This window comes from Rhodobacter capsulatus, assembly GCF_052363175.1.
In the GTDB taxonomy this organism is placed as follows: domain Bacteria; phylum Pseudomonadota; class Alphaproteobacteria; order Rhodobacterales; family Rhodobacteraceae; genus Rhodobacter; species Rhodobacter capsulatus_D.
In genome coordinates this window covers 2,999,895-3,021,465 of the sequence record NZ_CP198946.1, presented here as the reverse complement: position 1 = coordinate 3,021,465, position 21,571 = coordinate 2,999,895, and the positions used below count along the sequence as shown (strand labels likewise).

Here is a 21,571-nt window from a genome sequence, read left to right as displayed (position 1 = left end):
ATGGCACGGGTCTGGGCATATGGGATCGCGGCGGCAGGGCTTGCCCTTGCCGGTTGCGGCCCCATGGCCCTGCCCGAAGCCGAAGAGCTGTGCGCCGAAGCCGTTGCCCCGCAAGCGCCCCTTTCCGGCGAAGGCCGGATGGGCGTTGCTTCGGATGGCAACTTCCATTCGGATATCGATCTGACCTTCCATCTGGGCGCTGCCGGAGACCCCGGCGTCGCCTATGCGAATTGCGTCCGCGCCCGGGCCGGGCAGGCGCCGAGCCGCCCCTATTACGACGTGGGGGGGAGGCGCTGAGATGGAGATGCTCTGCTTCAGCGACGTGCCCGTGATGCCCGTGACCCGGATTTCCGAACATGTGCCGCTGGGCGGGCCGATCTGGCCCGATTTCGAGCGTCAGACCGCGCCGCGCTTTTGCCGTGGCGGGCGCCCGCTCGACAGCGCGCCGCCGCTGCGCAAGCCGGTGCGGCAGTTCCACCGCCCGGCGCTTTGGGGCGGCTATCTCAGCCATGAATTCGGCCATCTCGTTGCCGAACACATCACCCGGCTGTTGCCTGCCATCAATCAGCGCACCGATGACGTGGTGCTGTTCACCCTGCCCACCGGCGTTGCGCCCGAGGGGCTTGCGCTTTGGGTGCAGGATATCTTCGCTTGGCTGACGATGCCGCCACGTCGCGCGCGCTTTGTCACCGAGCCGAGCCTCGCCCCCGAATTGCGCGTCTGCGCCCAGGGCGAGATGATGGGCGATATCGCCCCCGATCCGGCCTATCTGGACCTGCTCGACGGGCTGCCCACCCATCACGGGCTGGACCGGCAAAAGCGCTTGCCGCTGGTCTATGTCAGCCGCGCCGGGATGGTGGCAGCGGGCCGTGGCGGCCATCTGGGCGAGGGCTATCTGGCCGGGCTGCTGGGGCAGCTGGGCGTGACCGTGATCGACCCGGGCCGGATGCCGATCCGCGCGCAGATGCAGTGCTATGCGCAGGCCGAGGTGCTGGTCTTCGCCGAAGGCTCGGCGCTGCATGGCCGCCAGCTGCTGGGCCGTCTCGATCAGGACATTCACATCCTGCGCCGCCGCTCGGGGCTGGATGTCAGCAAGGCCGTGCTGACGCCGCGCTGCCGCAGTCTGCACTATCACGACGTCGTCGCCGGGCATCTGACGGTTTCGGGCACGTTCAAGGGGCCCGAGCACACGACCCCGCGCGAATTCCGCCATCTTTACGCGGCCTTCTACGACCTGCCCGCGCTCTTTGCCGCCTTCGCCGATCTGGGCGTGCCGCTGGCCCGGCACTGGGACCACGAGGCCTGGCGCGCGGCCGTACTCGACGATGCCCTGCGCTGGCTTGTGGCGCAGGCCGCCCCGGTCGATCAGGCCGTTCTCAATCTCATCCGCCTCCTCGAGCAGATTTCCACGCCCGACGAGCTTCTCGACTTGGCCGAGCCGCCCCCGGCCCGGTCCGCTTCGCACTGAAAGGACGCCCAATGGTTCAGTTCACGCTTCCGAAAAACTCCAAGATCCGCGTCGGCAAGACCTGGCCGCGGCCCGAGGGCGCCAAAAACGTGCGCAAGTTCAAGATCTACCGCTGGGACCCGGATACCGGTGAAAACCCGCGGGTCGACACCTATTTCCTCGACATGGACCGTTGCGGGCCGATGGTTCTTGATGCGCTTCTGAAGATCAAAAACGAGATCGACCCGACGCTGACCTTCCGGCGCTCCTGCCGCGAGGGGATCTGCGGTTCCTGCGCGATGAACATCGACGGGATCAACACGCTGGCCTGCATCTACGGCCTCGACGAGATCAAGGGCGATGTCCGCATCTACCCGCTGCCGCACATGCCTGTGGTCAAGGATCTCGTGCCCGACCTGACGCTGTTCTACGCGCAGCACGCCTCGATCATGCCGTTCCTGCAAACGACGACGAACAAGCCGGAGAAAGAATGGCTGCAGTCGATCGAGGACCGCAAGAAACTCGATGGTCTTTATGAATGCGTGATGTGTGCCTCGTGCTCGACCTCGTGCCCGAGCTACTGGTGGAACTCCGACCGCTACCTTGGTCCGGCGGCGCTGCTGCATGCCTATCGCTGGATCATCGACAGCCGCGACGAGGCCACGGCCGAGCGTCTCGATGCGCTTGAAGACCCGTTCAAGCTGTATCGCTGCCACACGATCATGAACTGCGCCAAGACCTGCCCGAAGGGGCTGAACCCGGCGAAAGCGATTGCCGAGATCAAGAAACTGATGATCAACCGGCACGTCTGATCCGGTCTCGACCCGCAAAAGGCCCCCGTACTGCAGGGGCCTTTTTGCTGCGTTGCAGAAAATGCATATCGCGGTTGCAGCATTTGTGCTGTCGGGCGGGGAGCACGTGGGATATATTGTCGCAGGGGAGACCAGCGACCTACAGGAGCATCCCATGTCGAAGATCGTCACCTTCCGGAAGAAATCCGAGCAGGAAAAAGCCGCTGAAGCGCTGCGAATTCTGGCCGATGCCTGGGCCTATTACACGCCCGCCCGTGGCAAGGCCGACCTGATCGAAGAGACCGAAATCGAACAGATGTTCGAATATTACGCGGCCTGAGCCACGCGTGCCGCAAAAGCGCCCCTGCCGGTCGGCGGGGGCTTTGCTTTTGCGCCAAAGCCGGGTGAGACTGGGGTAAAGGAGACCGCGCCCCGTGAAACTGACCCATCCCGAACATGCCCCGCCCGCCGATGCCGCGCACGCGCGCGCGATCAAGCCGGTGATCTGCTATCCGGTCGAGACGCTGCCGCGCCCCGATCTTGCCGCGCTGCGCGCCGCCCGCGACAGCTGGACGAAGACCGCCGAGGTGATCGTCCCTGCGCGCGAGGCGAAATATTTCGAAGTCCCGGCCGGGTGCTTCTTCCGCATCACCTCCATCGAGGGGCCGCAGGTCGGTGACCTGAACCTCTGGGCGGCCGAGGATCTGAACGAGCGCTTCTTTTCCGGCAAGACCCGGGCGCTGCACGGCACGCATCTGTCGACGGGAGATCAGCTCTGGTCCTCGATCCCCTATCTGCGGCCGATGGCGACGATCACCGATGACACGCTCGACTGGTATGGCATCGACGAGCACGGCGGCTCGGTGCATGACGTGATCGGCACGCGCTGCGACCCCTATACGCATCACATGCTGTCGGGCGGCGACACTTACCACCACTGCTGCCATTCGAACCTGACCCGCGCGCTGACCGAGGCGACGGGGCTGATGAAACACGCCTGCGAATTCCATGTGCATGACGTGCTCAATGTCTTCATGTGCACGGGCTTCACCCGCGATACCGGGCAGTATTTCATGAAGGCCTCGCCGGTGCGGCCGGGCGATTATCTGGAATTCTTCGCCGAGATCGATCTGGGCGGCGCGCTCTCGGCCTGCCCGGGCGGGGATTGCTCGTCTGAGCATTCCTCGGATGCGGCGGCCTGCTATCCGCTGCTGGTCGAAGTGTTTACTCCGAAAGCCCCGCCCGCGGGCTGGGTATCGCCTGCGCGCAATGGCTACGATCGCACGCATGGCTGCGATCTCGACTGATGGGGCAGGGGGCGCTGGCCCCCTTACTCCGCCTGCGGCGCGTGCAGTTCGGTTTCCAGAAACCGCTCGAAGGCTTCCAGATCGAGCGGCTCGAACTGCCCGAAGCTCTGGATCCAGACGATCGCCCCCTCCATCGCCGCCGGTTCGAGCTTGCACCACTTCACCCGGCCGCGCTTTTCCTGCGAGATCAGACCAGCCTCGGCGAGGATCGACAGATGTTTCGAGATCGCCGCAAGCGACATCTGAAACGGCTCGGCCACGTCGGTCACCGCCATGTCGTCTTCGAGCAGCATGGTCAGGATCGCCCGCCGCGTCGGGTCGGCAAGCGCCGCAAAGACGGCATCAAGCGCAGAGGAAGGGTCATGGGTCATGCGCCGACTTTGCGCATGCTGCGGCAAAACGTCAACCGATCGGTTGAATATCACTTTGGCCCGACCCGTGCGAAAACCCGGTCCGCCGCGCGGGGATGGTTGCGCAAACGTATTTGAAAACATGAGCTTGCAGCGCCGGAAAGACTCTGTCAACGGCGTTGACTCATCGGGCTTGCGCCGTTAGACACAGCCTCAACCTGCGGGGAGCATCCATGTCCGATGAAAGTGCGGAAGAACCCGATCCCGAGCGCCTGGCGGCGCTTGAGAAACGGATTTCGCAACTGAAGAAGACGGAGGAGGCGCCCAAACGCGCAGCGGATGGGGATCTGCGGATGGCCGACATGGCCTGGCGGATGGTCATCGAACTGGTTTCGGGGCTGGGGATCGGCTTCGGCATCGGATTTGGGCTCGACGCTGTTTTCGGCACCAAGCCTCTCCTGATGCTGATCTTCGTCTTCCTCGGTCTCGCGGCGGGGGTGAAGGTGATGCTTCGCTCGGCCGCGGACTTGACAAAGGCACAGGCAGCTGCGGCCGCAGCTGGCAAAGAGGGGAAATAGTCGTGGCAGAAGAAGCTGGCACCGGCCTTGTGTTCCACCCGATGGAACCGTTCAAGATTCACTCGCTGTTCAGCGGCGAGCCGATCAGCTGGTACGAATTTTTCGTTCCCACCAACACCACCCTGTGGATGGCGATCGGCGTTCTGATGATCGCGCTGCTGATGGTCGTGGGCACGCTGCGTCGCGCCATCGTTCCGGGCCGCATCCAGTCGGTGGCGGAACTGGCCTACAGCTTCATCCACAAGATGGTCGAAGACGTTGCGGGTAAAGAGGGGCTGGCCTACTTCCCCTATATCTTCACGCTCTTCCTGTTCATCGTCTTCTCGAACTTCCTCGGCCTGATCCCCGGCGCCTTCACCCCCACCTCGCACATCGCGGTTACCGCGGTCATGGCGATGGGTGTGTTCATCGGCGTCACCGCGCTTGGTTTCATGAAGCACGGCAGCCACTTCCTCGGCCTGTTCTGGGTCTCGGCCGCGCCGCTGGCGCTGCGCCCGATCCTGGCCGTGATCGAGGTCATCTCCTACTTCGTGCGTCCCGTCAGCCACTCCATTCGTCTTGCCGGCAACATGATGGCTGGCCACGCGGTGATGGAAGTGTTCGCGGCCTTCGCTCCGCTGATCCTGTTCTCCTTCGTCGGCGTGATCGTGACGCCCTTGTCGGTGCTGGCGATCGTGGCGATGTATGCGCTCGAAATCCTCGTGGCCTTCGTGCAGGCCTACGTCTTCACCATCCTGACCTGCGTCTACCTGAAAGACGCGCTGCATCCGGGCCACTGAGGCCCGGACCGCAGACAGGTCTTCGAAACAACCTCAATTCAGCCAATTCCAACCTCAAGGAGTGTCCATCATGGAAGGCGATATCGTTCAAATGGGTGCCTACATCGGTGCTGGTCTCGCGTGCACCGGCATGGGCGGCGCCGCCGTCGGTGTGGGCCACGTCGTCGGCAACTTCATCTCGGGCGCGCTGCGTAACCCGTCGGCGGCCGCTTCGCAAACCGCCACCATGTTCATCGGTATCGCGTTCGCCGAAGCGCTGGGGATCTTCTCGTTCCTCGTCGCGCTTCTGCTGATGTTCGCCGTCTGATCCCTGCTACCTATCCTTGCGGTCGGGTGGGTGTTCTGCACCCACCCGGTAACTGAGGGGTCCAGGGGGACGACATGGCAAACGAAACTCAAGCGGTCGAAGCCGCTGCTGCTGTCGCCGGACACGCTGCCGAGGCTGCGGAAAAAGGCGGGATGCCGCAACTCGACTTCTCGACCTTCCCGAACCAGATCTTCTGGCTTCTGCTGGCTCTGGGCGCCATCTACTGGCTTCTGACCAACATCGCCATTCCGCGCATCGCGGGGATCCTTGCGGACCGCGCGGGCACCATCACCGGTGATATCGAAGCGGCGGAACAGTACAAGCTGAAGGCCAAGGACGCGGAAGCGGCCTATGCCAAGGCGCTGGCCGACGCCCGTGCGCAAGCGCAAAAGATCATCGCCGAGACTCGTGCGGCGATCCAGAAGGACCTCGATGCCGCCGCGGCGAAAGCCGATGCGGATATCGGGGCCCGGGTCGCGCAGTCGGAAGTGAAGATCGCCGAAATCCGCGCCGGTGCGCTGGAGGCGGTGCAGATCGTCGCCACCGACACGGCCACGGCCATCGTCACGGCGCTGGGCGGCAAAGCCGATACGAGCGCGGTCACTGCCGCGGTCGATCAGCGGGTGAAGGGGTAACGCGATGAAGAAACTGACGTTCCTGCTCGTTGCTCTGGCGGCGAACCCGGCTTTCGCTTCGGAAGAAGGCCCGTTCGTCTCGCTGCGCAACGCGCATTTCGTGATCCTCACCGCGTTCCTCATCTTCATCGGCGTCCTGATCAAGTTCAAGGTTCCGTCGATGCTGATGGCCATGCTTGACAAGCGTGCCGAAGGCATCAAGTCGGAGCTGGACGAGGCCAAGGCGCTGCGTGACGAAGCGCAGAAGATCCTGGCGAGCTACGAGCGCAAGGCGCGCGAAGTGCAAGGGCAGGCCGACGAGATCGTCGCCGCTGCCAAGCGCGACGCGCAACTGGCGGCCGAGCAAGCCAAGGCGGACCTGAAGGAGGCCATCGCGCGCCGCCTGAAGGGTGCCGAAGACCGGATCGCCTCGGCGGAAGCCGCTGCGCTGAAGGACGTGAAGGACCGCGCTGTGCAAGTGGCGGTTGCCGCTGCGGCCGAGGTTCTGGCGAACCAGATGTCGGCGGCCGAGAAGTCGAAGATGATCGACGCCTCGATCGCGGAAGTGGAAACCCGGCTGAACTGAGCCGATTTCCAGACCAGATCGAAAACCCGGCCTCGCGGCCGGGTTTTTGCTTTTGGCCTTGTCGCAAAGGCGCAGGGCAAAATAAAACGCGCGCCCGAAGGCGCGCGTCTTGCATTGAACGGGGCAGGGGACTCAGACGGCGCGGATTGCGGTCACGTTCGCCTTCGGCGGAGCCGCATTCGCATCGATGAAATTCAGCACCAGCGGCCGGATGTTGTTGCGCCAGGACGAGCCCGCGAAGATGCCGTAATGGCCCGCGCCCGGTTCCAGATGCTGCGCCTTCTTCTCCTCGGGCAGGCCGGTGAGAAGCCGCAGCGCCGCCACGCATTGCCCGGGCGCCGAGATGTCGTCGTTCGAGCCCTCGACCGTCTTCACCGCAACGCGGGTGATCTTGCCGATATCGACGCGCTTGCCCTCGACCTCGAAGCGGTTCTGCGCGATTTCGAGCCCCTTGAAGATCCGTTCCACCGTGGACAGGTAGAATTCCGCGGTCATGTCCATCACCGCCAGATATTCATCATAGAAGATGTTGTGATGGTCATGTTCAGAGCCTTCGCCCTTCGACTCCATCAGGATCTTGTCCGAGAAGGCCTTGGTGTGCTTGTCCATGTTCATCGAGATGAACGAGGCAAGCTGCATCAGCCCCGGATAGACCAGCCGCCCGGCGCCCTTGTATTTGAAGCCGACGCGCTGGATCACCATGTGTTCCAGCTGCCCCATGGTGACGCGGCGGCCGAAATCGGTCACCTCGGTCGCGGCGGCATCGGGGTCGATCGGCCCGCCGATCAGCGTCAGCGTGCGCGGCTGCGCCTCGGGCTCTTCCTCGGCCAGATAGGCGGTCGCGGCCAGCGTCAGCGGCGCGGGTTGACAGACCGCGATCACGTTGATGTCGGGGCCAAGCAGGCGCATGAACTCGACAAGGTAAAGCGTGTAATCCTCGATGTCGAATTTGCCCGCGGAAACAGGGATGTCACGCGCGTTATGCCAATCCGTCACATAGACGTCAGCATCGGGCAGCAGGCTCGCCACGGTCGAGCGGAGGAGCGTCGCATAATGGCCCGACATCGGCGCCACCAGAAGGATGCGCCGCGCCATCGGCGCCCGGCCCTGCACCTTGAAATGGATCAGAGCGCCAAAGGGCTTGTCGACCAGCGTCTCGATCTCGATCAGGTGATCCTTGCCGTCGGCGGCCGGAATCGAGCGGATGCCCCAGTCGGGCTTGATGACCATGCGCGCGAAGCTGCGCTCGGTCACGCGGCCCCAGGCCGACATCAGCTTGAACATCGGGTGTGGCGTCAGCCCCCAGACAGGGTAGGACGCCATGGCCCGGGCCGAGGCGCCCATCCACTCATTCGTGTTCCTGATGGTCTCCATCAGGTCATAGCTCATCATGCCCTTCATTGGCGCTCCCCAAGAAACCGCTCAATCGCCGCTTGTCCCTGTCCAAGCGGACGTTATGTTTCTTAGTCAAGGATAGGGAGGAAATATAGTTATGACAACGCCTGAAAAGGTCGAATCTGCTGCATCGCAGCAAATGCGGGACAATCTGGCGCGAATTGAGACACTCACGCAACGCATGGTAGAAGCCATCGCGCAAAAGCGCCCGTTGAATCCGGCCCTGGAAGGGCCGGGGCTGGATCTTTACGTGTCGTCCTCGACCGCGCTGATGCGCGAGATGACGGCGAATCCCGCGAAGATCTTCGAGGCGCAGGTGAACTATTGGGCGCAGGCGATGACGCATTACATCGACGCCACCCATGCTTTCGCGCAAGGCACGTTCAAACCGCCGGCCGACCCGGGGCCGAAGGATCGCCGCTTTTCCAATCCGCTTTGGGATACACATCCCTATTTCAACTTCATCAAGCAGCAATATCTGATTGCCTCCTCGTCGATCGAAGAGGCGCTGGCGAAGATCGAGGGGCTTGATCCCGTCGATCGCCGGCGCCTCGAGATGTTCTCGAAGCAGATCATCGACATGATGGCGCCGACGAATTTTCTGGCGACGAACCCCGATGCGCTGGAAAAAGCCGTTGCGACAGAAGGGGAAAGCCTGGTGCGCGGGCTGGAGAACCTGGTCCGCGACATCGAGGCGAACCGGGGCGATCTGGTGATCACGCTCGCGGACAAGAACGCTTTCAGTGTCGGGCACAACATCGGCACGGCGAAGGGGCAGGTGGTCTATCGCAACCGGCTGATGGAGCTGATCCAGTACACGCCGACGACGCCCACCGTGCACAAGACACCGCTGATCATCTTCCCGCCGTGGATCAACAAGTTCTACATCCTCGATCTGAAGCCGCAAAACAGCCTGATCCGCTGGATCGTCGATCAGGGCTTCACCCTTTTCGTCGTCAGCTGGAAGAACCCGGACCGGTCTTACGCCGATGTGGGGATGGAGGATTACATCCGCGACGGCTATCTGACCGCGATCGACGAGGTGAAGGCGATCACCGGCGAGAAGCAGGTCAATGCGGTGGGCTATTGCATCGCCGGAACGACGCTGAGCCTGGTTCTGGCGCTGCTGGAGAAGCGCAAGGACCGCTCGATCAAGACCGCGACCTTCTTTACCACGCTGACGGATTTCTCCGATCAGGGCGAGTTCACCCCGTTCCTGCAGGATGATTTCGTCGACGGGATCGAGCGTCAGGTGCGCATGGACGGGGTGCTGTCGAGCTATTACATGACGCGCACCTTCTCCTATCTGCGGGCGAATGACCTGATCTATCAGCCCGCGATCCGCAGCTACATGATGGGGGAATCACCCCCAGCCTTTGACCTGCTCTACTGGAACGGCGACAGCACGAACCTGCCGGGCAAGATGGCGGTGGAATATCTGCGTGGGCTTTGTCAGGCCGATGCCTTCACCACCGACGGCTTCGATCTGATGGGCGAGGTGCTGCATGTCTCGGGGGTCAAGGTGCCGCTCTGCGCCATTGCCTGCGAGACCGACCATATCGCGCCATGGGTCGCGTCGTTCAATGGCGTCGCGCAGATGGGGTCGAGTGACAAGACCTTCATCCTGTCGGAATCGGGCCATATCGCCGGGATCGTGAACCCGCCGACGAAGGAGAAATACGGCCATTACACCTCCGAGGTGCCGATCGAGGACCCGGAGGAATGGCGGGCTGGTGCGACCTATACCAAGGGCAGCTGGTGGCCGCGCTGGGGGGCCTGGCTCTCCGGCCATTCGGGCAAGATGGTCGCCGCGCGCGAACCGGGCGACGCTCGCCATCCGCCGCTTGCCCCCGCGCCCGGCACCTATGTGGCCGAGGTCGTCGTGCTTTGATGCCGGGAGGATCCCGAAAGGGGGGCTTCGGCCCCCTTTCCTTTTGGTGAGACACCTTGATGCAAATCAACCTGGGCGCGAAAAAACGCGCTGCGATGCAGAAATTATTTCTTGCAATGCTGCGCTGCAGCATTTATATCTGAGTCAAGCGAACGGGCCCCGCCGCCTCGAAGGGCCCCCCTGACCGGAGCGACAGAAATGGCCAAGACCCAAGATTTCACCAAGATGATGCAAGACATGATGGCTTCGATGCCGATGGACATGTCGAAGATGCAGGATGCGTTCAAGGCGCAGACCGTGCTGACCGAAAAGATGGCCAAGGTTGCCATCGACGCCGCTGAAAAATCGACCGACATCTCGGCGAAATGGGCCAAGGACTCGCTGGCCAAAGTCGGCGCGCTGACCTCGTCGAAAGTCGAGCCGGCCGATTACGCCAAGGTGATGAGCGATTTCGCCTCGGCCTCGGTCGAAATGGCGACGGAAAACCTCGCCGCCTTCGCCGAAGTGGCGAAGAAGGTTCAGATGGACACCGTCGAGCTGATGCTGGCCGCTGGCAAGGAAATGACCGAGGAAACCACCGCTGCCGTGAAGAAAGCGACCGAGGAAGTGACCGCCGCCGCCAAGAAGACCGTCGCGGCGAAGTGATTGGAACCACCCGGTTCTCTCCTCCCTGCCGGGTTGACCATGGGCGCACTTCGGTGCGCCCTTTCCTTTTGTTGCTTTTGCCGCGGCGCGGCCTAAACATTGCTGCAGCGCCAATAAAAACCACGGGGAGGAGAGTCCATGGCCGAAGAGGCGAAACCCTTGCTCATCAAGCGGTATGCGAGCCGGCGGCTCTACAACACCGAGACGAGCGATTACGTCACGCTTGAGGACATCGCATCCTTCATCCGCCAGGGGCGCGAGGTGCAGATCGTCGATCTGAAATCGGGCGACGACCTGACGCGGCAATATCTGCTGCAGATCATCGCGGAACATGAAAGCCGGGGCGAGAACGTGCTGCCGGTGGATGTGCTGACCGATCTGGTGCGCAGTTACACGACGCAGGCGCAATCGGTGGTGCCGCAATTCCTGGCCGCGAGCTTCGAGATGCTGCGCGAAGGCCAGTCGAAAATGATGGAGAATCTGGCCACCTTCCCGGCGGTTCCCGGTTTCGAGGCGCTGCAGCGGCAGCAGGAAGCGTTCCTGAAGACGATGATGGCGGGCTGGGGCGCCGCGGTCGGCACCACGCCCGAAGCGGGCGGCGGTGATACCGCCGGTGGGCGCGAAGAGCTTGACGCGATCAAGAAGCAACTGGCCGATCTGCAGTCGAAGCTGTCGAAACTTTGAGCAGGGCGGGGGGGGCGCTGCCCCCCGGTCCCCCGCTCGGGGGCGTGCCCCCGAGACCCCCGGCCCTGATCCGGGCCTTTTTTCTTGAAATTGCAGGGGCTTCGATGGGTGCGGGCTTGCCAAAGCAAGACCGGGGCCGTCATTCTGGCCCGGACAGGGGGGCGCGGATGACGGGCAAGGCGAAAGGGCGGGGCGAGAAGATCAGCCTCTGGGCGGTCGAAATGCTGGTGGCGACGGCCGAGGAAGGCGCGATCACCGCCGCCGCGCGGCGGCTGGGCGTTTCGGCCTCGGCGGTCAGTCAGCAGATCGTGGCGCTGGAAACCGCGCTGGGGGCGGAACTGGTCGATCGCACCGCGCGGCCCTTTGGATTGACCGCCGCGGGCCGGGCCTTTTTGCCCCATGCCGAGGCGATGCTCGATGAACTGGCGCGCGGGCGTGCCGGGGTGGGGCTCGCCGATCCCGCCGGTCTGCGCAGTTTTCGTCTTGGCATGATCGAGGATTTCGAGGCCGAGGTGACGCCGCTTCTGCTCGCGGGCATGGGGGCGGAGCTGACCGCCTGCCGCTTCCTGCTGGAAACCGGGCCGAGCCATCGGCTGGCGGCGCAGCTCGAGGCGCGGGCGCTCGACATGGTGGTGGCGGCCGAGATCGAAGGCGCGCAGGAGGGGCTGGAGCTGCATCCGCTTCTGTCCGAGCCTTTCGTGGCGGTCTGGCCGGAGGGGCAGGTGGGCGCCGATCTGCCGCTTCTGCATTATTCGCGCCGCACGCTGATGGGCCAGCAGATCGCGGCCTATCTGGGGCGGATCGGCGAGAGCCCGGGGCACCGGTTCGAAATCGACAGCACCCCGGCGATTCTGGCGATGGTGGCGGCGGGGCAGGGCTGGTCGATCCTGACCCCCTCGGGCGTGCTGCATGGCAAGCGCGCGGGCGTGGCGCTGGCGCCGCTGACAGGGCCGGGGATGAGCCGCCGTATCGTGCTGAGCGCGCGGGCGGGAACTATGGGCGATCTGCCCGGCGCGGTGGCCTTGCGGTTGCGGGGGCTCCTGGCCGAGCGGATCGTGGCGCCCGCGCTGATCGAGGCGCCGTGGCTTGCGGCGGCGCTACGCGTCGAATGAAAACGCCCGCTGTCGCGGGCGCCTTGTTCGTATCAGATCAGACGTGCGCGTTCAGACCAGACGGCTTTGCGCCAGCGCGGCTTTCACGAAACCGGCAAAGAGCGGATGCGGCGCGAAGGGCTTCGACTTCAGTTCCGGGTGGAACTGCACGCCGATGAACCACGGATGGTCCTTGTGCTCGACGATCTCGGGCAGGCGGCCATCGGGGCTCATGCCCGAGAACACCAGACCGCAGTTTTCCAGCGCCTCGCGATAGGTGATGTCGACCTCGTAGCGGTGGCGGTGGCGTTCCTCGATCTCGGTCTTGCCGTAGACCTCGGCGACTTTCGAGCCCTCGGTCAGATGCGCCGAATAGGCGCCAAGCCGCATCGTGCCGCCCTTGTCGTCGGTCACTTTCCGCTCGACCCGGTGGTTGCCCTGCACCCATTCCTTGAGGTGGTAAACCACGGGGGTGAAACGCTTTTCGCCCGCCTCATGGTCGAATTCCTCGGACCCGGCATTCGTCACGCCTGCCATGTTGCGCGCCGCTTCGATCACCGCCATCTGCATGCCAAGGCAGATGCCGAGATAGGGCACGCCCTTTTCACGCGCGAATTGCGCCGCGCGGATCTTGCCCTCGGTGCCGCGCTCGCCAAAGCCGCCGGGCACGAGGATCGCGTGGAAGGGCTCCAGATGCGGCGCCGGGTCTTCGCGTTCGAAGATCTCGGCGTCGATCCATTCCGCCTTCACGCGGACCCGGTTCGCCATGCCGCCATGTGTCAGCGCCTCGGCGATCGACTTGTAGGCGTCCTCGAGCTGCACATATTTGCCGACGATGGCGACGCGGACCTCGCCTTCGGCATGGGTCAGCCGGTCCATCACGTCTTCCCAGCGGCTCATGTCGGGCCGCGGCGCGGGCGAGATGCCAAAGGCGTTCAGCACGGCCTGATCCAGCCCGGCGCGGTGATAGGCCAAGGGCGCCTCGTAGATCGAGCGCAGGTCATAGGCCGGGATCACGCTGTCGGGCCGCACGTTGCAAAAGAGCGCGATCTTCGCGCGTTCCTTGTCCGGGATCGGATGCTCCGAGCGGCACACCAGCACGTCGGGCTGCAAGCCGATCGAGCGCAGTTCCTTGACCGAGTGCTGCGTCGGTTTCGTCTTCAATTCGCCGGAGGCCGCCAGATAGGGCAGCAGCGTCAGGTGCATGAAGATGCATTGCCCGCGCGGGCGTTCCTGCGCGAATTGGCGGATCGCTTCGAAGAAGGGCAGGCCCTCGATATCGCCGACGGTGCCGCCGATCTCGCAGAGCATGAAATCGACCTCGTCATCACCGACGGCAATGAAGTCCTTGATTTCATTGGTCACGTGCGGGATCACCTGAATGGTTTTTCCCAAGTATGCGCCGCGGCGCTCTTTCTCCAGCACGTTCGAATAGATCCGCCCCGAGGACACCGAATCCGTCTTGCGGGCGCTGACGCCGGTGAAGCGCTCGTAGTGACCCAGATCGAGGTCGGTCTCGGCGCCGTCATCGGTGACGAAGACTTCGCCATGCTCGAAGGGCGACATCGTGCCCGGATCGACGTTCAGATAGGGATCGAGCTTGCGCAGTCGCACCGAGAAGCCGCGGGCCTGCAGAAGGGCGCCGAGGGCGGCCGAAGCCAAGCCCTTGCCCAGCGAGGAAACCACGCCCCCGGTGATGAAGACATAACGCGCCATGAGACCCCCGTGACAAGCAAAAGAAAGGCTTGTTCCGGTCGGGATCGACCGGAACCACGGGATTTGACTGTTACACGATTCGCAGCCTGCCCGCAACCAGACCGCAAGACTTGGAGTAAACTAAGAGCCGAACGCCCAGTAGTTGTGGGCTCAGTTCGAGGCGGGCGCCTGCGAATAGGGCGACACACCGCCCGGCAGTGCCGGCATGCCCGACGCCGGGGTTTCCGGCTGCACGGGCGCCTCACTCGGGGCCGGTGCTTCGGTCGCGGCGGGCGGCGTCACCGGCGGCACGACGGGTTCATCGGTCGAGGGCGGCGGCGCCGAGATCAGCGGCGCAGTCCCGGTGCCGCCCGGGGCGGCGGGCGCTTCCGCCGGGGTGGTGTCGACGACCGAGGCTTCCTTGCCCGCCCGGGCCGAAAGCACCGTGAGCGTGATCGAGGTTGTCAGAAAGGCGATGGCAAAGACCCAGGTCAGCTTGGTCAGCGCATTGGCCGCTTGCCGCCCGGTCATCACGCCGCCACCGCCACCGCCGCCCATGCCAAGGCCGCCACCTTCCGAGCGCTGCAGCAGCACCACCCCGATCAGGAGGAGCGCCAGCACGAGGTGGACGACGAGGATGACGTTTTGGACGTTTTCCATGAGGGGGGCCGCGCCTTTTTTCAATCGACGCGCCTATCTAGGCGCTTGGCCGTCTGCGCGCAACCCGGTTTTCTGCCGCGCAGAGCCGCGGCCCGGGCGATTGCGGCGAAAAATCGGTTTCCCCCGGGCGCTCACCCCGCTATATGTCGCGCGGTTTTCAGACCAGCGGAGAAATCGAATGGCCAACGTGGTGGTTGTCGGCGCCCAATGGGGCGACGAGGGCAAGGGCAAGATCGTGGACTGGCTCTCGGAACGGGCCGACGTGATCGCCCGCTTTCAGGGCGGCCATAATGCGGGCCACACGCTCGTCATCGGTGGCAAGGTCTACAAGCTGAACGCGCTGCCCTCGGGGGTCGTGCGGGGCGGCAAGCTGTCGGTGATCGGCAACGGCGTCGTGCTCGACCCGTGGCATCTGGTCAAGGAAGTCGCGGCGATCCGCGAGCAGGGCGTCGCGATCAACCCCGAGAACCTGATGATCGCGGAAAACACCCCCCTCATCATGCCGTTCCACGGCGAGCTTGACCGCGCCCGCGAGGCGCAGGCCTCGGTCGCCAAGATCGGCACCACCGGCCGCGGCATCGGCCCCTGCTACGAAGACAAGGTCGGCCGTCGCGTCATCCGCGTTGCCGATCTGGCCGATGACGAAACCCTGCAACTGCGCGTCGATCGCGCGCTCGTGCACCACAATGCGCTGCGCGCCGGTCTCGGGCTTGGCCCGATCGACCGCGAGGCGCTTCTGGCGCAGCTGCGCGAGATTGCCCCCGAGATCCTGCAATATGCGAAGCCGGTCTGGAAAGTGCTCAACGAGCTGCGCAAGGCCGGCAAGCGCATCCTGTTCGAAGGCGCGCAGGGCTCGCTGCTCGACATCGATTTCGGCACCTATCCCTTCGTCACCTCGTCGAACGTGATCGCGGGGCAGGCGGCGACGGGCGTCGGCCTTGGGCCGAATGCGGTCGATTACTCGCTGGGCATCGTCAAGGCTTACACCACCCGCGTCGGCGAAGGCCCGTTCCCGACCGAGCTGAAAGACGACGACGGCGAGCGTCTGGGCACGCGCGGCCATGAATTCGGCACCGTCACCGGGCGCAAGCGCCGCTGCGGCTGGTTCGATGCGGTGCTGGTGCGCCAGACCTGTGCGATCTCGGGCATGAAGGGCATCGCGTTGACCAAGCTCGACGTGCTCGACGGCTTCGAGACGCTGAAGATCTGTGTCGCTTACGATGTCGATGGTGTGCGCTACGACTATCTGCCGACGCAGGCCGCGCTGCAGGCGAAGGCGAAGCCGATCTACGAAGAAATGGCGGGCTGGTCGGAAAGCACCCAGGGCGCGCGGTCGTGGAACGACCTGCCGGGCGCGGCGGTGAAATATGTCCGCCGCATCGAGGAGCTGATCCAGTGCCCGGTGGCGATGCTCTCCACCAGCCCCGAGCGCGACGACACCATCCTTGTGACCGACCCCTTCGAGGATTGATCCGGTGATCCCCTACAAGACCCGCCGCCGCCTTGCGCTGTTCGTTCTGGTCGTGGGCCTGCCCGCCTATATCGTTGTGGCGGTCAGCGCCGTGGCCTGGGCCGAAGGGCGCTGGGGGGCGATGCCTTGGTGGGGATCGGTGCTCGTTTATGTTGTGCTCGGCTTCCTCTGGATCGCGCCGATGAAGCCGATCTTCATCGGCGTCGGCAAACCCGACCCGGACGCGCCGCAGACGAATGACAAATGAAAACGGAGGGGCTTGCCCCTCCGTTTTGCTTTTCTCTCGGTCGTGGTTTCAGGCCCGGGCCTTGAAGAACCGGCTCGCCTCGGTGATCGCATATTGACCGCGTTTCACCTTGGCGATCTTGCCCTGACGCAGCAGCGTGCCGAACATCCGCAACCGATCTTCGCGGCTGAAGCTGGCATCGCCGATCGCCGAGACCTTGCTCATGATCTGCGGCGGCGAGAAATGCGGCCGCCCCTCGACCTGCGCGGTATAGGCAGCGGCGGCTTCGAGCAGTTCGGCCAGACCCTGCGGCGACCGGCTTTGCGCGAATTCGGCAAAGCTCGAGGCCTCTTCGGGGCTCAGCGGCACTTCCACCTCATCCTCGTCGAGGCTCTCGGTCGCCGTGTCCTGCGCGAGGCTCGCAGCGCTGATCCGGCGCGGACGGACCGCCTGCGCCTTGGCTGCGGTTTCGGCAGGGGCGCGGTCGACGCGCTGTTCCGACACCAGCACCAGCGGCGCGGGGCGCACTTCGGGGCGGGCCGCGGTCTGGTGGTGGCTTTCGCCGACCGAGGGCAGCACCGGCCGACGCGGCCGCACCGCTTGCGTCAGATCCTGACGGTAGGGTGCGGTCTCATCCTTTTCGACGCCTTCGCCCGTCACGCGGCGCTCGGCCACGGTGGCGGCAACGGCGGCCTTGAGATGCGCGATTGCCGAGATCCGGCGCCGGTTCTCGTTGCCCGCCATCTGCGCATCGGCCTTTTCCAGAAGCCGCGGCAGGTCGCCTTCGGGCAGCGGCGGCACTTTCGAGGCCGTGCGCACGGGCACGATGACTGGCTCGGTCGGATGGGTGCGCCGATCCACGAAGCCGGGGGGCAGCTCTTCGGGTTCGGCAGTGATCACCATCGAGGCCGCGGGCGCGGCCTCCGGCGCGGGGGGCGCTTTCGACTCGGGTTCCGGTTCATCTTCGGCAAAAAGCGCGTCGATATCGATCTCGGACATGGTCGGAGCGGCCGCTTCGGGCGCAGCAACCGGGGTGCTGATTTCTTCGGCCGCGGCTTCCGGCTCGGCATCAAGCTCCACCACCAGCGCTTCGAGCGCGACCTCGGGGTCTTCGATCACCTCGGCCCGTTCCGCCGTCGTGACGGGGGCGGCCTCGGTTTCGAGGGGGGCGGCCGCGACTTCGGGCGTCTCTGCGGCGCGTTCGGTGTTCCAGCCCTCGATGCCCCAATCGGTATCGTCCAGATTTTCCGTCAGCGCCGCCAGTTCTGCCATCAGCTCGGCTTCTGCCTCAGGGCTCAGCCCGGGTGCGGTCTCTTCGGCCGAGTCGCTGCCCGGCGCGGCGACCGTTGCCGAAACGGCGGCGATCATCTGCGCAAGCTCGTCATCTGCCGAGGTCGCTTCCGCGACGGGTTCGGCCACTGGTTCGGCCACGGGGGCGACTTGCGGCAGCGCAACTTCCACGATGCGTTCGGCAGCGCGCGTGCCATCCGCAGCCGCGTCGGAGCGGCGCAGCTTGATGACCCGGGCACGGATCACCGGCCGCGAGGCCTCTACAGGGGCGGGGGCGGTTTCGGCGACGGGAGCCGGGGTGGATTCAACCGGATCGGCGCTGACATCAAAAGCGGCTTCGGCCGCCTCTGCAGTCGGCGTCTCCGGGTCGGCCTGCAGCACACGTGCGGCGCGACGTTCGGCGCGACGGCGCATGCGCTCGATCTTTTCCGGGTCCATGCCCGAGGCCGTCGCCTCCTCCTCGTCGTCGTGCTCGGGCGCCTCGTCTTGCGCGGGCAGATCGGTCTCGATGTCCTCGGCTTCATCGGCGCTGAGCGGCCCCGAAATATCGAGCGCAAAACCGAAATCTTCGGGCGCCGCGGTGGCGGGTTCCGCGGCGGTGCGGATTTCGGGCTCGGGATCGGGCTCCGGTTCGGCGACCGCCTGCGCGGCGCGGGCCTGCGCCACGGCCGAGCGGATGCGCTGCAATTTCGCCGCCACCGATTCGCTGATCGGATCACTGGCCGGTTCGGGCCGCGACGTTGCGGCAGGGGCGTCGGCGACGGGCGCCGCCGTGCCCGGCACGCTGGTCGGAGCGGTCACCGCCACGGGGGCAGGCGCGGCCTGCACCTGTTCCAGCGCCACCGCATCGCCCGGCCGCAAGATCACGCCATTTTTCTGTATTTTCGCCTCGACCCGACGCGCCATTTCGCGCTCGGCGATGCGATGCAGCATCTCCGCATCGGGCTGCGGCGGCTCGGCGCCGAAATACCGGTCCTCTGCGGCCAGATCGCGGAAATATTCCGCAATCGCCTTCATCGTGGTGAAAGGTTCGTCGAACCCCTCAAGCGTGCACGAGAAGGTGCCGTAGGACACGGTTAAGATCTTGCTCGCTCCAACCATGGGCCTTTCGCCTCTACTGATCCTCATTGCATTCACCATCTTCGAGAACTGGTTCTTTCCGGTGAACGAAAAAGGGCAAATGCAGGGAATTTTAGCGATATCGGTTGCATGGCTTTGCCTTAATCGTAATCAATCATGCCATGAACGATGAAATTGTCCATTGCGAAGCGGGGGTAACGCTCCTTGGCGGGGGAATCGCCTCTGCAACGGATGTTGCGATTTCGTTAACGATCGCGCCCGTGCTGGTGGCCGCGGATGGCGGCGGAGATCGGGCGCTTGCCTTGGGTCTGACGCCTGCGGCGGTGATCGGCGACATGGACAGCCTGTCGGCGGCGGGCCGTGCGGCGCTGGCCGGGCGGCTCCATCCGGTGGGCGAGCAGGACAGCACCGATTTCGGCAAATGCCTGCGGCATGTCGCGGCGCGGTTCTATCTGTGCCTTGGTTTCACCGGGCTTCGCCTTGATCACACGCTGGCGGCGTTGACCGAGCTGACCTCGCGCCCCGATCAGATCGTGATCCTGATCGCCGAGGATGAGGTGATCTTTCGCGCGCCGCCGCGGCTTTGCCTCGATCTGCCGGTCGGTACGCGGGTGTCGTTGCATCCGATGGGGCCAGCATCCGGGCGCTCGACCGGGTTGCGCTGGCCGATAGACGGGCTCGCTTTCGCGCCTGAAACCCGTACCGGCACCTCCAATGAAGCGGTCGGGCCGGTCGAGGTGCAGATCGACGGCCCGATGCTGGTGCTGGTGCCGAAGGATCAGCTTACGCCCGTGCTGCACGCGCTTTTGCCGCCAGCCGCTCGCGGTGAATGATGTAAAGTCCCGAGACGGTGATGATCCCGATGCCGACCCAGGTCAGCGCATTCGGGAAATCCCCGAAGACCAGATAGCCGAACAGCGTCGCGGTCAGCATCTCGAAGTAATGCAGCGGCGCCAGCGTCGAGGAGGGGGCGTATTTCAGCGCATAGCTCATCGACATGTGGCTGACGGTCGAGGCCAGGCCGACGCAGAAGCACCAGAGCCAGAAGATCCCCTCCGGCATCTCGAACCGGACCTGTCCGATGTCGAGGCTGCCGCCAAGGGCCAGGATCGGGACCAGGATCACGATCGCGGCCCAGGCGGTGTGCAGGTTCATCGGCACCGGATGCATGTGGCGCGACAGCGCCCGCGTCAGCAGGATGTAAAGTGCAAAGCCGACCGCCGTGCCCAAGGGGTAAAGCGCGACGGCGCCAAAAACCGCAAACGAGGGCTGAATCACGAAGAGCGCGCCGATGAAGCCCACGACCGAGGCACCGATGCGGCGCGGTCCGACCTCTTCGCCCATGAAGAAGCGGCCGATGAACAGGATGACGAAGGGCTCGACGAAGGCGATGGCCAGCGCATCGGCGATCGGCATGTGCTGCACGGCCGCGACAAAGGAATAGGTCGACATGACAGAAACCGCGGCGCGGGCGAATGTCAGGCCAAGGGCGCGGCGGCTCATCCCCCAGGGATGTCCTAGAAGCGCGACGATCGGCACCATCAGGAGCAGCTGCGCGACATAGCGGCCCAGCGTGACCGTGCCGACCGGCACGGCTTGGGCAGCCAGTTTCGAGGCGACGTCGATCAGCGGCGCGATGATGCAAAAGCCGAGCATCAGCAGGATGCCGGGCAGGATACGGTCTTGATGGCTCATGCTTTCGCCTAGCCTGCGGGGCAGGGGGCGTCCATCCCGAAAGCGACCGGCGGCGGGCGATTTGCCGCGACCCGCATTGCCGGGTTGAGCCGGGCCGGGCTTGCGGATTAGGCTGGCTCGAAGCTTCAGGCCCGACGTCACAGGAGAGAGCCATGACCGATTTCTTCGACAGCCCCGAGGGCCACCGCATCGCCTATGACCGCCGTCCGGGCAAGGGGCCGGGGGTGATGTTCCTGCACGGGCTGCATTCCGACATGACCGGCACCAAGGCCACCGCGCTTGATGCCTGGGCGGGGGATACCGGCCGGGCATTTCTGCGCTTTGACTGTTCGGGGCACGGGCAATCCTCGGGGGTTTATGCCGAAACCTCGATCGCGGAGTGGTATCAGGATGCGCGCTCGGTGCTGCTGCATCTGGCCGAGGGGCCGCAGGTGCTGGTGGGCTCCTCGATGGGCGGCTGGCTGGCGTTGCTTCTGGCGCGGGAGTGCCCGGAAAAGGTCGCCGGTCTGGTGACGATCGCAGCGGCTGCCGATTTTACCGAGGACGGCTATTGGGCCAGCCTCTCTCCCGAACAGCAGGCGCAGCTGATGGAACAAGGCTATCTTGATCTGCACCACGGCGGGCCGGTGCCCTATCGCATCAGCCGCAAGTTCATCGTCGATGGCCGTGATCACTTCGTGCTGCGCCAGCCTCTGCCGTTGCCTTTCCCGACGCGGCTGTTGCAGGGGTCCGAGGACCGCGCCGTGCCGCCCGATTGGGCGGTGAAGCTCTTCCACCATGCCTCGGGTCCTGATATCCGGCTGACGATGGTGAAGGGCGCGGATCACAACTTCTCGGCGCCCGAGAATCTGGACCTGATCAAGGCGACGATCGACGAGATTTCGCCGATCTGATCCCCGGTCGCGGATCTTTGCGCGGCGGGGGTTTGCCCTCACTCGGCCTTCGCGCTAGCTTGGCGGAAAAGCGCGAAACTGCGCGGGGCTGGGGTG

24 protein-coding genes are annotated in these 21,571 nt (G+C 64.8%); 18 read left to right on the top strand and 6 right to left on the bottom strand.

The window, feature by feature from the left end:
* From ACTTAI_RS15705 to ACTTAI_RS15685, 5 genes are all read left to right on the top strand, one after another.
* Complete coding sequence (locus ACTTAI_RS15705) at nt 1–297, top strand: hypothetical protein (RefSeq protein ID WP_444452451.1); 297 nt, start codon at nt 1–3, stop codon at nt 295–297.
* Between the two features lies 1 nt (nt 298).
* Entirely contained in the window at nt 299–1,468 is a 1,170-nt protein-coding gene (locus ACTTAI_RS15700; RefSeq protein WP_444452450.1) for a glycosyltransferase 61 family protein, read from the top strand.
* An 11-nt stretch (nt 1,469–1,479) separates the two neighbouring features.
* Nucleotides 1,480–2,259 carry a succinate dehydrogenase iron-sulfur subunit gene (locus ACTTAI_RS15695; RefSeq protein WP_444452449.1) on the top strand — a complete coding sequence of 260 codons (780 nt, stop codon included), beginning with the start codon at nt 1,480–1,482 and terminating at the stop codon, nt 2,257–2,259.
* Between the two features lie 154 nt (nt 2,260–2,413).
* Nucleotides 2,414–2,578, top strand: coding sequence for a hypothetical protein (locus ACTTAI_RS15690; RefSeq protein WP_444452448.1), 165 nt, complete (start codon nt 2,414–2,416; stop codon nt 2,576–2,578).
* 94 nt (nt 2,579–2,672) lie between these two features.
* Nucleotides 2,673–3,545: an urea carboxylase-associated family protein gene (locus ACTTAI_RS15685; protein ID WP_444452447.1), complete on the top strand. Its 873-nt coding sequence runs from the start codon at nt 2,673–2,675 to the stop codon at nt 3,543–3,545.
* 23 nt (nt 3,546–3,568) lie between these two features.
* On the opposite strand, the gene ACTTAI_RS15680 is transcribed toward ACTTAI_RS15685, so the two are convergent.
* Nucleotides 3,569–3,916: an ArsR/SmtB family transcription factor gene (locus ACTTAI_RS15680; protein ID WP_444452446.1), complete on the bottom strand. Its 348-nt coding sequence runs from the start codon at nt 3,914–3,916 to the stop codon at nt 3,569–3,571.
* A 212-nt stretch (nt 3,917–4,128) separates the two neighbouring features.
* Here ACTTAI_RS15680 and ACTTAI_RS15675 point away from each other — a divergent pair, with 212 nt between their 5' ends.
* The 5 genes from ACTTAI_RS15675 to ACTTAI_RS15655 all read left to right on the top strand — a co-directional run bounded on the left by ACTTAI_RS15675 (nt 4,129) and on the right by ACTTAI_RS15655 (nt 6,759).
* Nucleotides 4,129–4,473, top strand: coding sequence for an AtpZ/AtpI family protein (locus ACTTAI_RS15675; RefSeq protein WP_444452445.1), 345 nt, complete (start codon nt 4,129–4,131; stop codon nt 4,471–4,473).
* A 2-nt stretch (nt 4,474–4,475) separates the two neighbouring features.
* Nucleotides 4,476–5,252: a F0F1 ATP synthase subunit A gene (locus tag ACTTAI_RS15670; protein ID WP_444452444.1), complete on the top strand. Its 777-nt coding sequence runs from the start codon at nt 4,476–4,478 to the stop codon at nt 5,250–5,252.
* A 70-nt stretch (nt 5,253–5,322) separates the two neighbouring features.
* Nucleotides 5,323–5,559, top strand: coding sequence for a F0F1 ATP synthase subunit C (locus ACTTAI_RS15665; protein ID WP_013066486.1), 237 nt, complete (start codon nt 5,323–5,325; stop codon nt 5,557–5,559).
* A gap of 74 nt (nt 5,560–5,633) precedes the next feature.
* Nucleotides 5,634–6,194 (top strand): F0F1 ATP synthase subunit B', encoded by a 561-nt coding sequence (locus ACTTAI_RS15660; protein ID WP_444452443.1) that lies wholly within the window; start codon nt 5,634–5,636, stop codon nt 6,192–6,194.
* 4 nt (nt 6,195–6,198) lie between these two features.
* Nucleotides 6,199–6,759 carry a F0F1 ATP synthase subunit B gene (locus ACTTAI_RS15655; RefSeq protein WP_444452442.1) on the top strand — a complete coding sequence of 187 codons (561 nt, stop codon included), beginning with the start codon at nt 6,199–6,201 and terminating at the stop codon, nt 6,757–6,759.
* A gap of 132 nt (nt 6,760–6,891) precedes the next feature.
* Here ACTTAI_RS15655 and phaZ read toward each other — a convergent pair whose 3' ends face one another.
* Nucleotides 6,892–8,160, bottom strand: a complete 1,269-nt coding sequence (phaZ, locus tag ACTTAI_RS15650; RefSeq protein ID WP_444452441.1) for a polyhydroxyalkanoate depolymerase — start codon at nt 8,158–8,160, stop codon at nt 6,892–6,894.
* A 91-nt stretch (nt 8,161–8,251) separates the two neighbouring features.
* Here phaZ and ACTTAI_RS15645 point away from each other — a divergent pair, with 91 nt between their 5' ends.
* From ACTTAI_RS15645 to ACTTAI_RS15630, 4 genes are all read left to right on the top strand, one after another.
* Nucleotides 8,252–10,045, top strand: coding sequence for a class I poly(R)-hydroxyalkanoic acid synthase (locus ACTTAI_RS15645; RefSeq protein ID WP_444452440.1), 1,794 nt, complete (start codon nt 8,252–8,254; stop codon nt 10,043–10,045).
* Nucleotides 10,046–10,243: 198 nt separating this feature from the next.
* Nucleotides 10,244–10,690, top strand: a complete 447-nt coding sequence (locus tag ACTTAI_RS15640) for a Phasin (protein ID WP_444452439.1) — start codon at nt 10,244–10,246, stop codon at nt 10,688–10,690.
* 138 nt (nt 10,691–10,828) lie between these two features.
* A complete protein-coding gene (phaR, locus tag ACTTAI_RS15635; RefSeq protein WP_444452438.1) occupies nt 10,829–11,374 on the top strand; it encodes a polyhydroxyalkanoate synthesis repressor PhaR in 546 nt (181 codons plus the stop codon).
* A gap of 167 nt (nt 11,375–11,541) precedes the next feature.
* Nucleotides 11,542–12,486 (top strand): LysR family transcriptional regulator, encoded by a 945-nt coding sequence (locus ACTTAI_RS15630; RefSeq protein WP_444452437.1) that lies wholly within the window; start codon nt 11,542–11,544, stop codon nt 12,484–12,486.
* Between the two features lie 51 nt (nt 12,487–12,537).
* Here ACTTAI_RS15630 and ACTTAI_RS15625 read toward each other — a convergent pair whose 3' ends face one another.
* Nucleotides 12,538–14,181: a CTP synthase gene (locus ACTTAI_RS15625; protein ID WP_444452436.1), complete on the bottom strand. Its 1,644-nt coding sequence runs from the start codon at nt 14,179–14,181 to the stop codon at nt 12,538–12,540.
* A 150-nt stretch (nt 14,182–14,331) separates the two neighbouring features.
* Entirely contained in the window at nt 14,332–14,820 is a 489-nt protein-coding gene (secG, locus tag ACTTAI_RS15620) for a preprotein translocase subunit SecG (RefSeq protein ID WP_444452435.1), read from the bottom strand.
* Nucleotides 14,821–14,998: 178 nt separating this feature from the next.
* Here secG and ACTTAI_RS15615 point away from each other — a divergent pair, with 178 nt between their 5' ends.
* Together ACTTAI_RS15615 and ACTTAI_RS15610 are read left to right on the top strand one after the other, a co-directional pair.
* Nucleotides 14,999–16,291, top strand: coding sequence for an adenylosuccinate synthase (locus tag ACTTAI_RS15615; protein WP_444452434.1), 1,293 nt, complete (start codon nt 14,999–15,001; stop codon nt 16,289–16,291).
* A gap of 4 nt (nt 16,292–16,295) precedes the next feature.
* Nucleotides 16,296–16,538, top strand: coding sequence for a DUF2842 domain-containing protein (locus ACTTAI_RS15610; RefSeq protein WP_444452433.1), 243 nt, complete (start codon nt 16,296–16,298; stop codon nt 16,536–16,538).
* Nucleotides 16,539–16,586: 48 nt separating this feature from the next.
* Here the strand turns inward: ACTTAI_RS15610 and ACTTAI_RS15605 are convergent, their stop codons facing one another.
* The gene (locus ACTTAI_RS15605) at nt 16,587–18,881 is read right to left on the bottom strand and encodes a hypothetical protein (protein WP_444452432.1); all 2,295 of its coding nucleotides are present in this window, start codon (nt 18,879–18,881) and stop codon (nt 16,587–16,589) included.
* A 167-nt stretch (nt 18,882–19,048) separates the two neighbouring features.
* On the opposite strand from ACTTAI_RS15605, the gene ACTTAI_RS15600 reads away from it, so the two are divergent.
* A complete protein-coding gene (locus ACTTAI_RS15600; RefSeq protein WP_444452431.1) occupies nt 19,049–19,720 on the top strand; it encodes a thiamine diphosphokinase in 672 nt (223 codons plus the stop codon).
* Here the strand turns inward: ACTTAI_RS15600 and ACTTAI_RS15595 are convergent.
* Nucleotides 19,671–20,582: a DMT family transporter gene (locus ACTTAI_RS15595; protein ID WP_444452430.1), complete on the bottom strand. Its 912-nt coding sequence runs from the start codon at nt 20,580–20,582 to the stop codon at nt 19,671–19,673. The genes ACTTAI_RS15600 and ACTTAI_RS15595 overlap by 50 nt on opposite strands.
* 152 nt (nt 20,583–20,734) lie before the next feature.
* Between ACTTAI_RS15595 and ACTTAI_RS15590 the strand changes: the two genes are divergently transcribed.
* The gene (locus tag ACTTAI_RS15590; RefSeq protein ID WP_444452429.1) at nt 20,735–21,475 is read left to right on the top strand and encodes an alpha/beta fold hydrolase; all 741 of its coding nucleotides are present in this window, start codon (nt 20,735–20,737) and stop codon (nt 21,473–21,475) included.
* Nucleotides 21,476–21,571 lie beyond the last annotated feature (96 nt).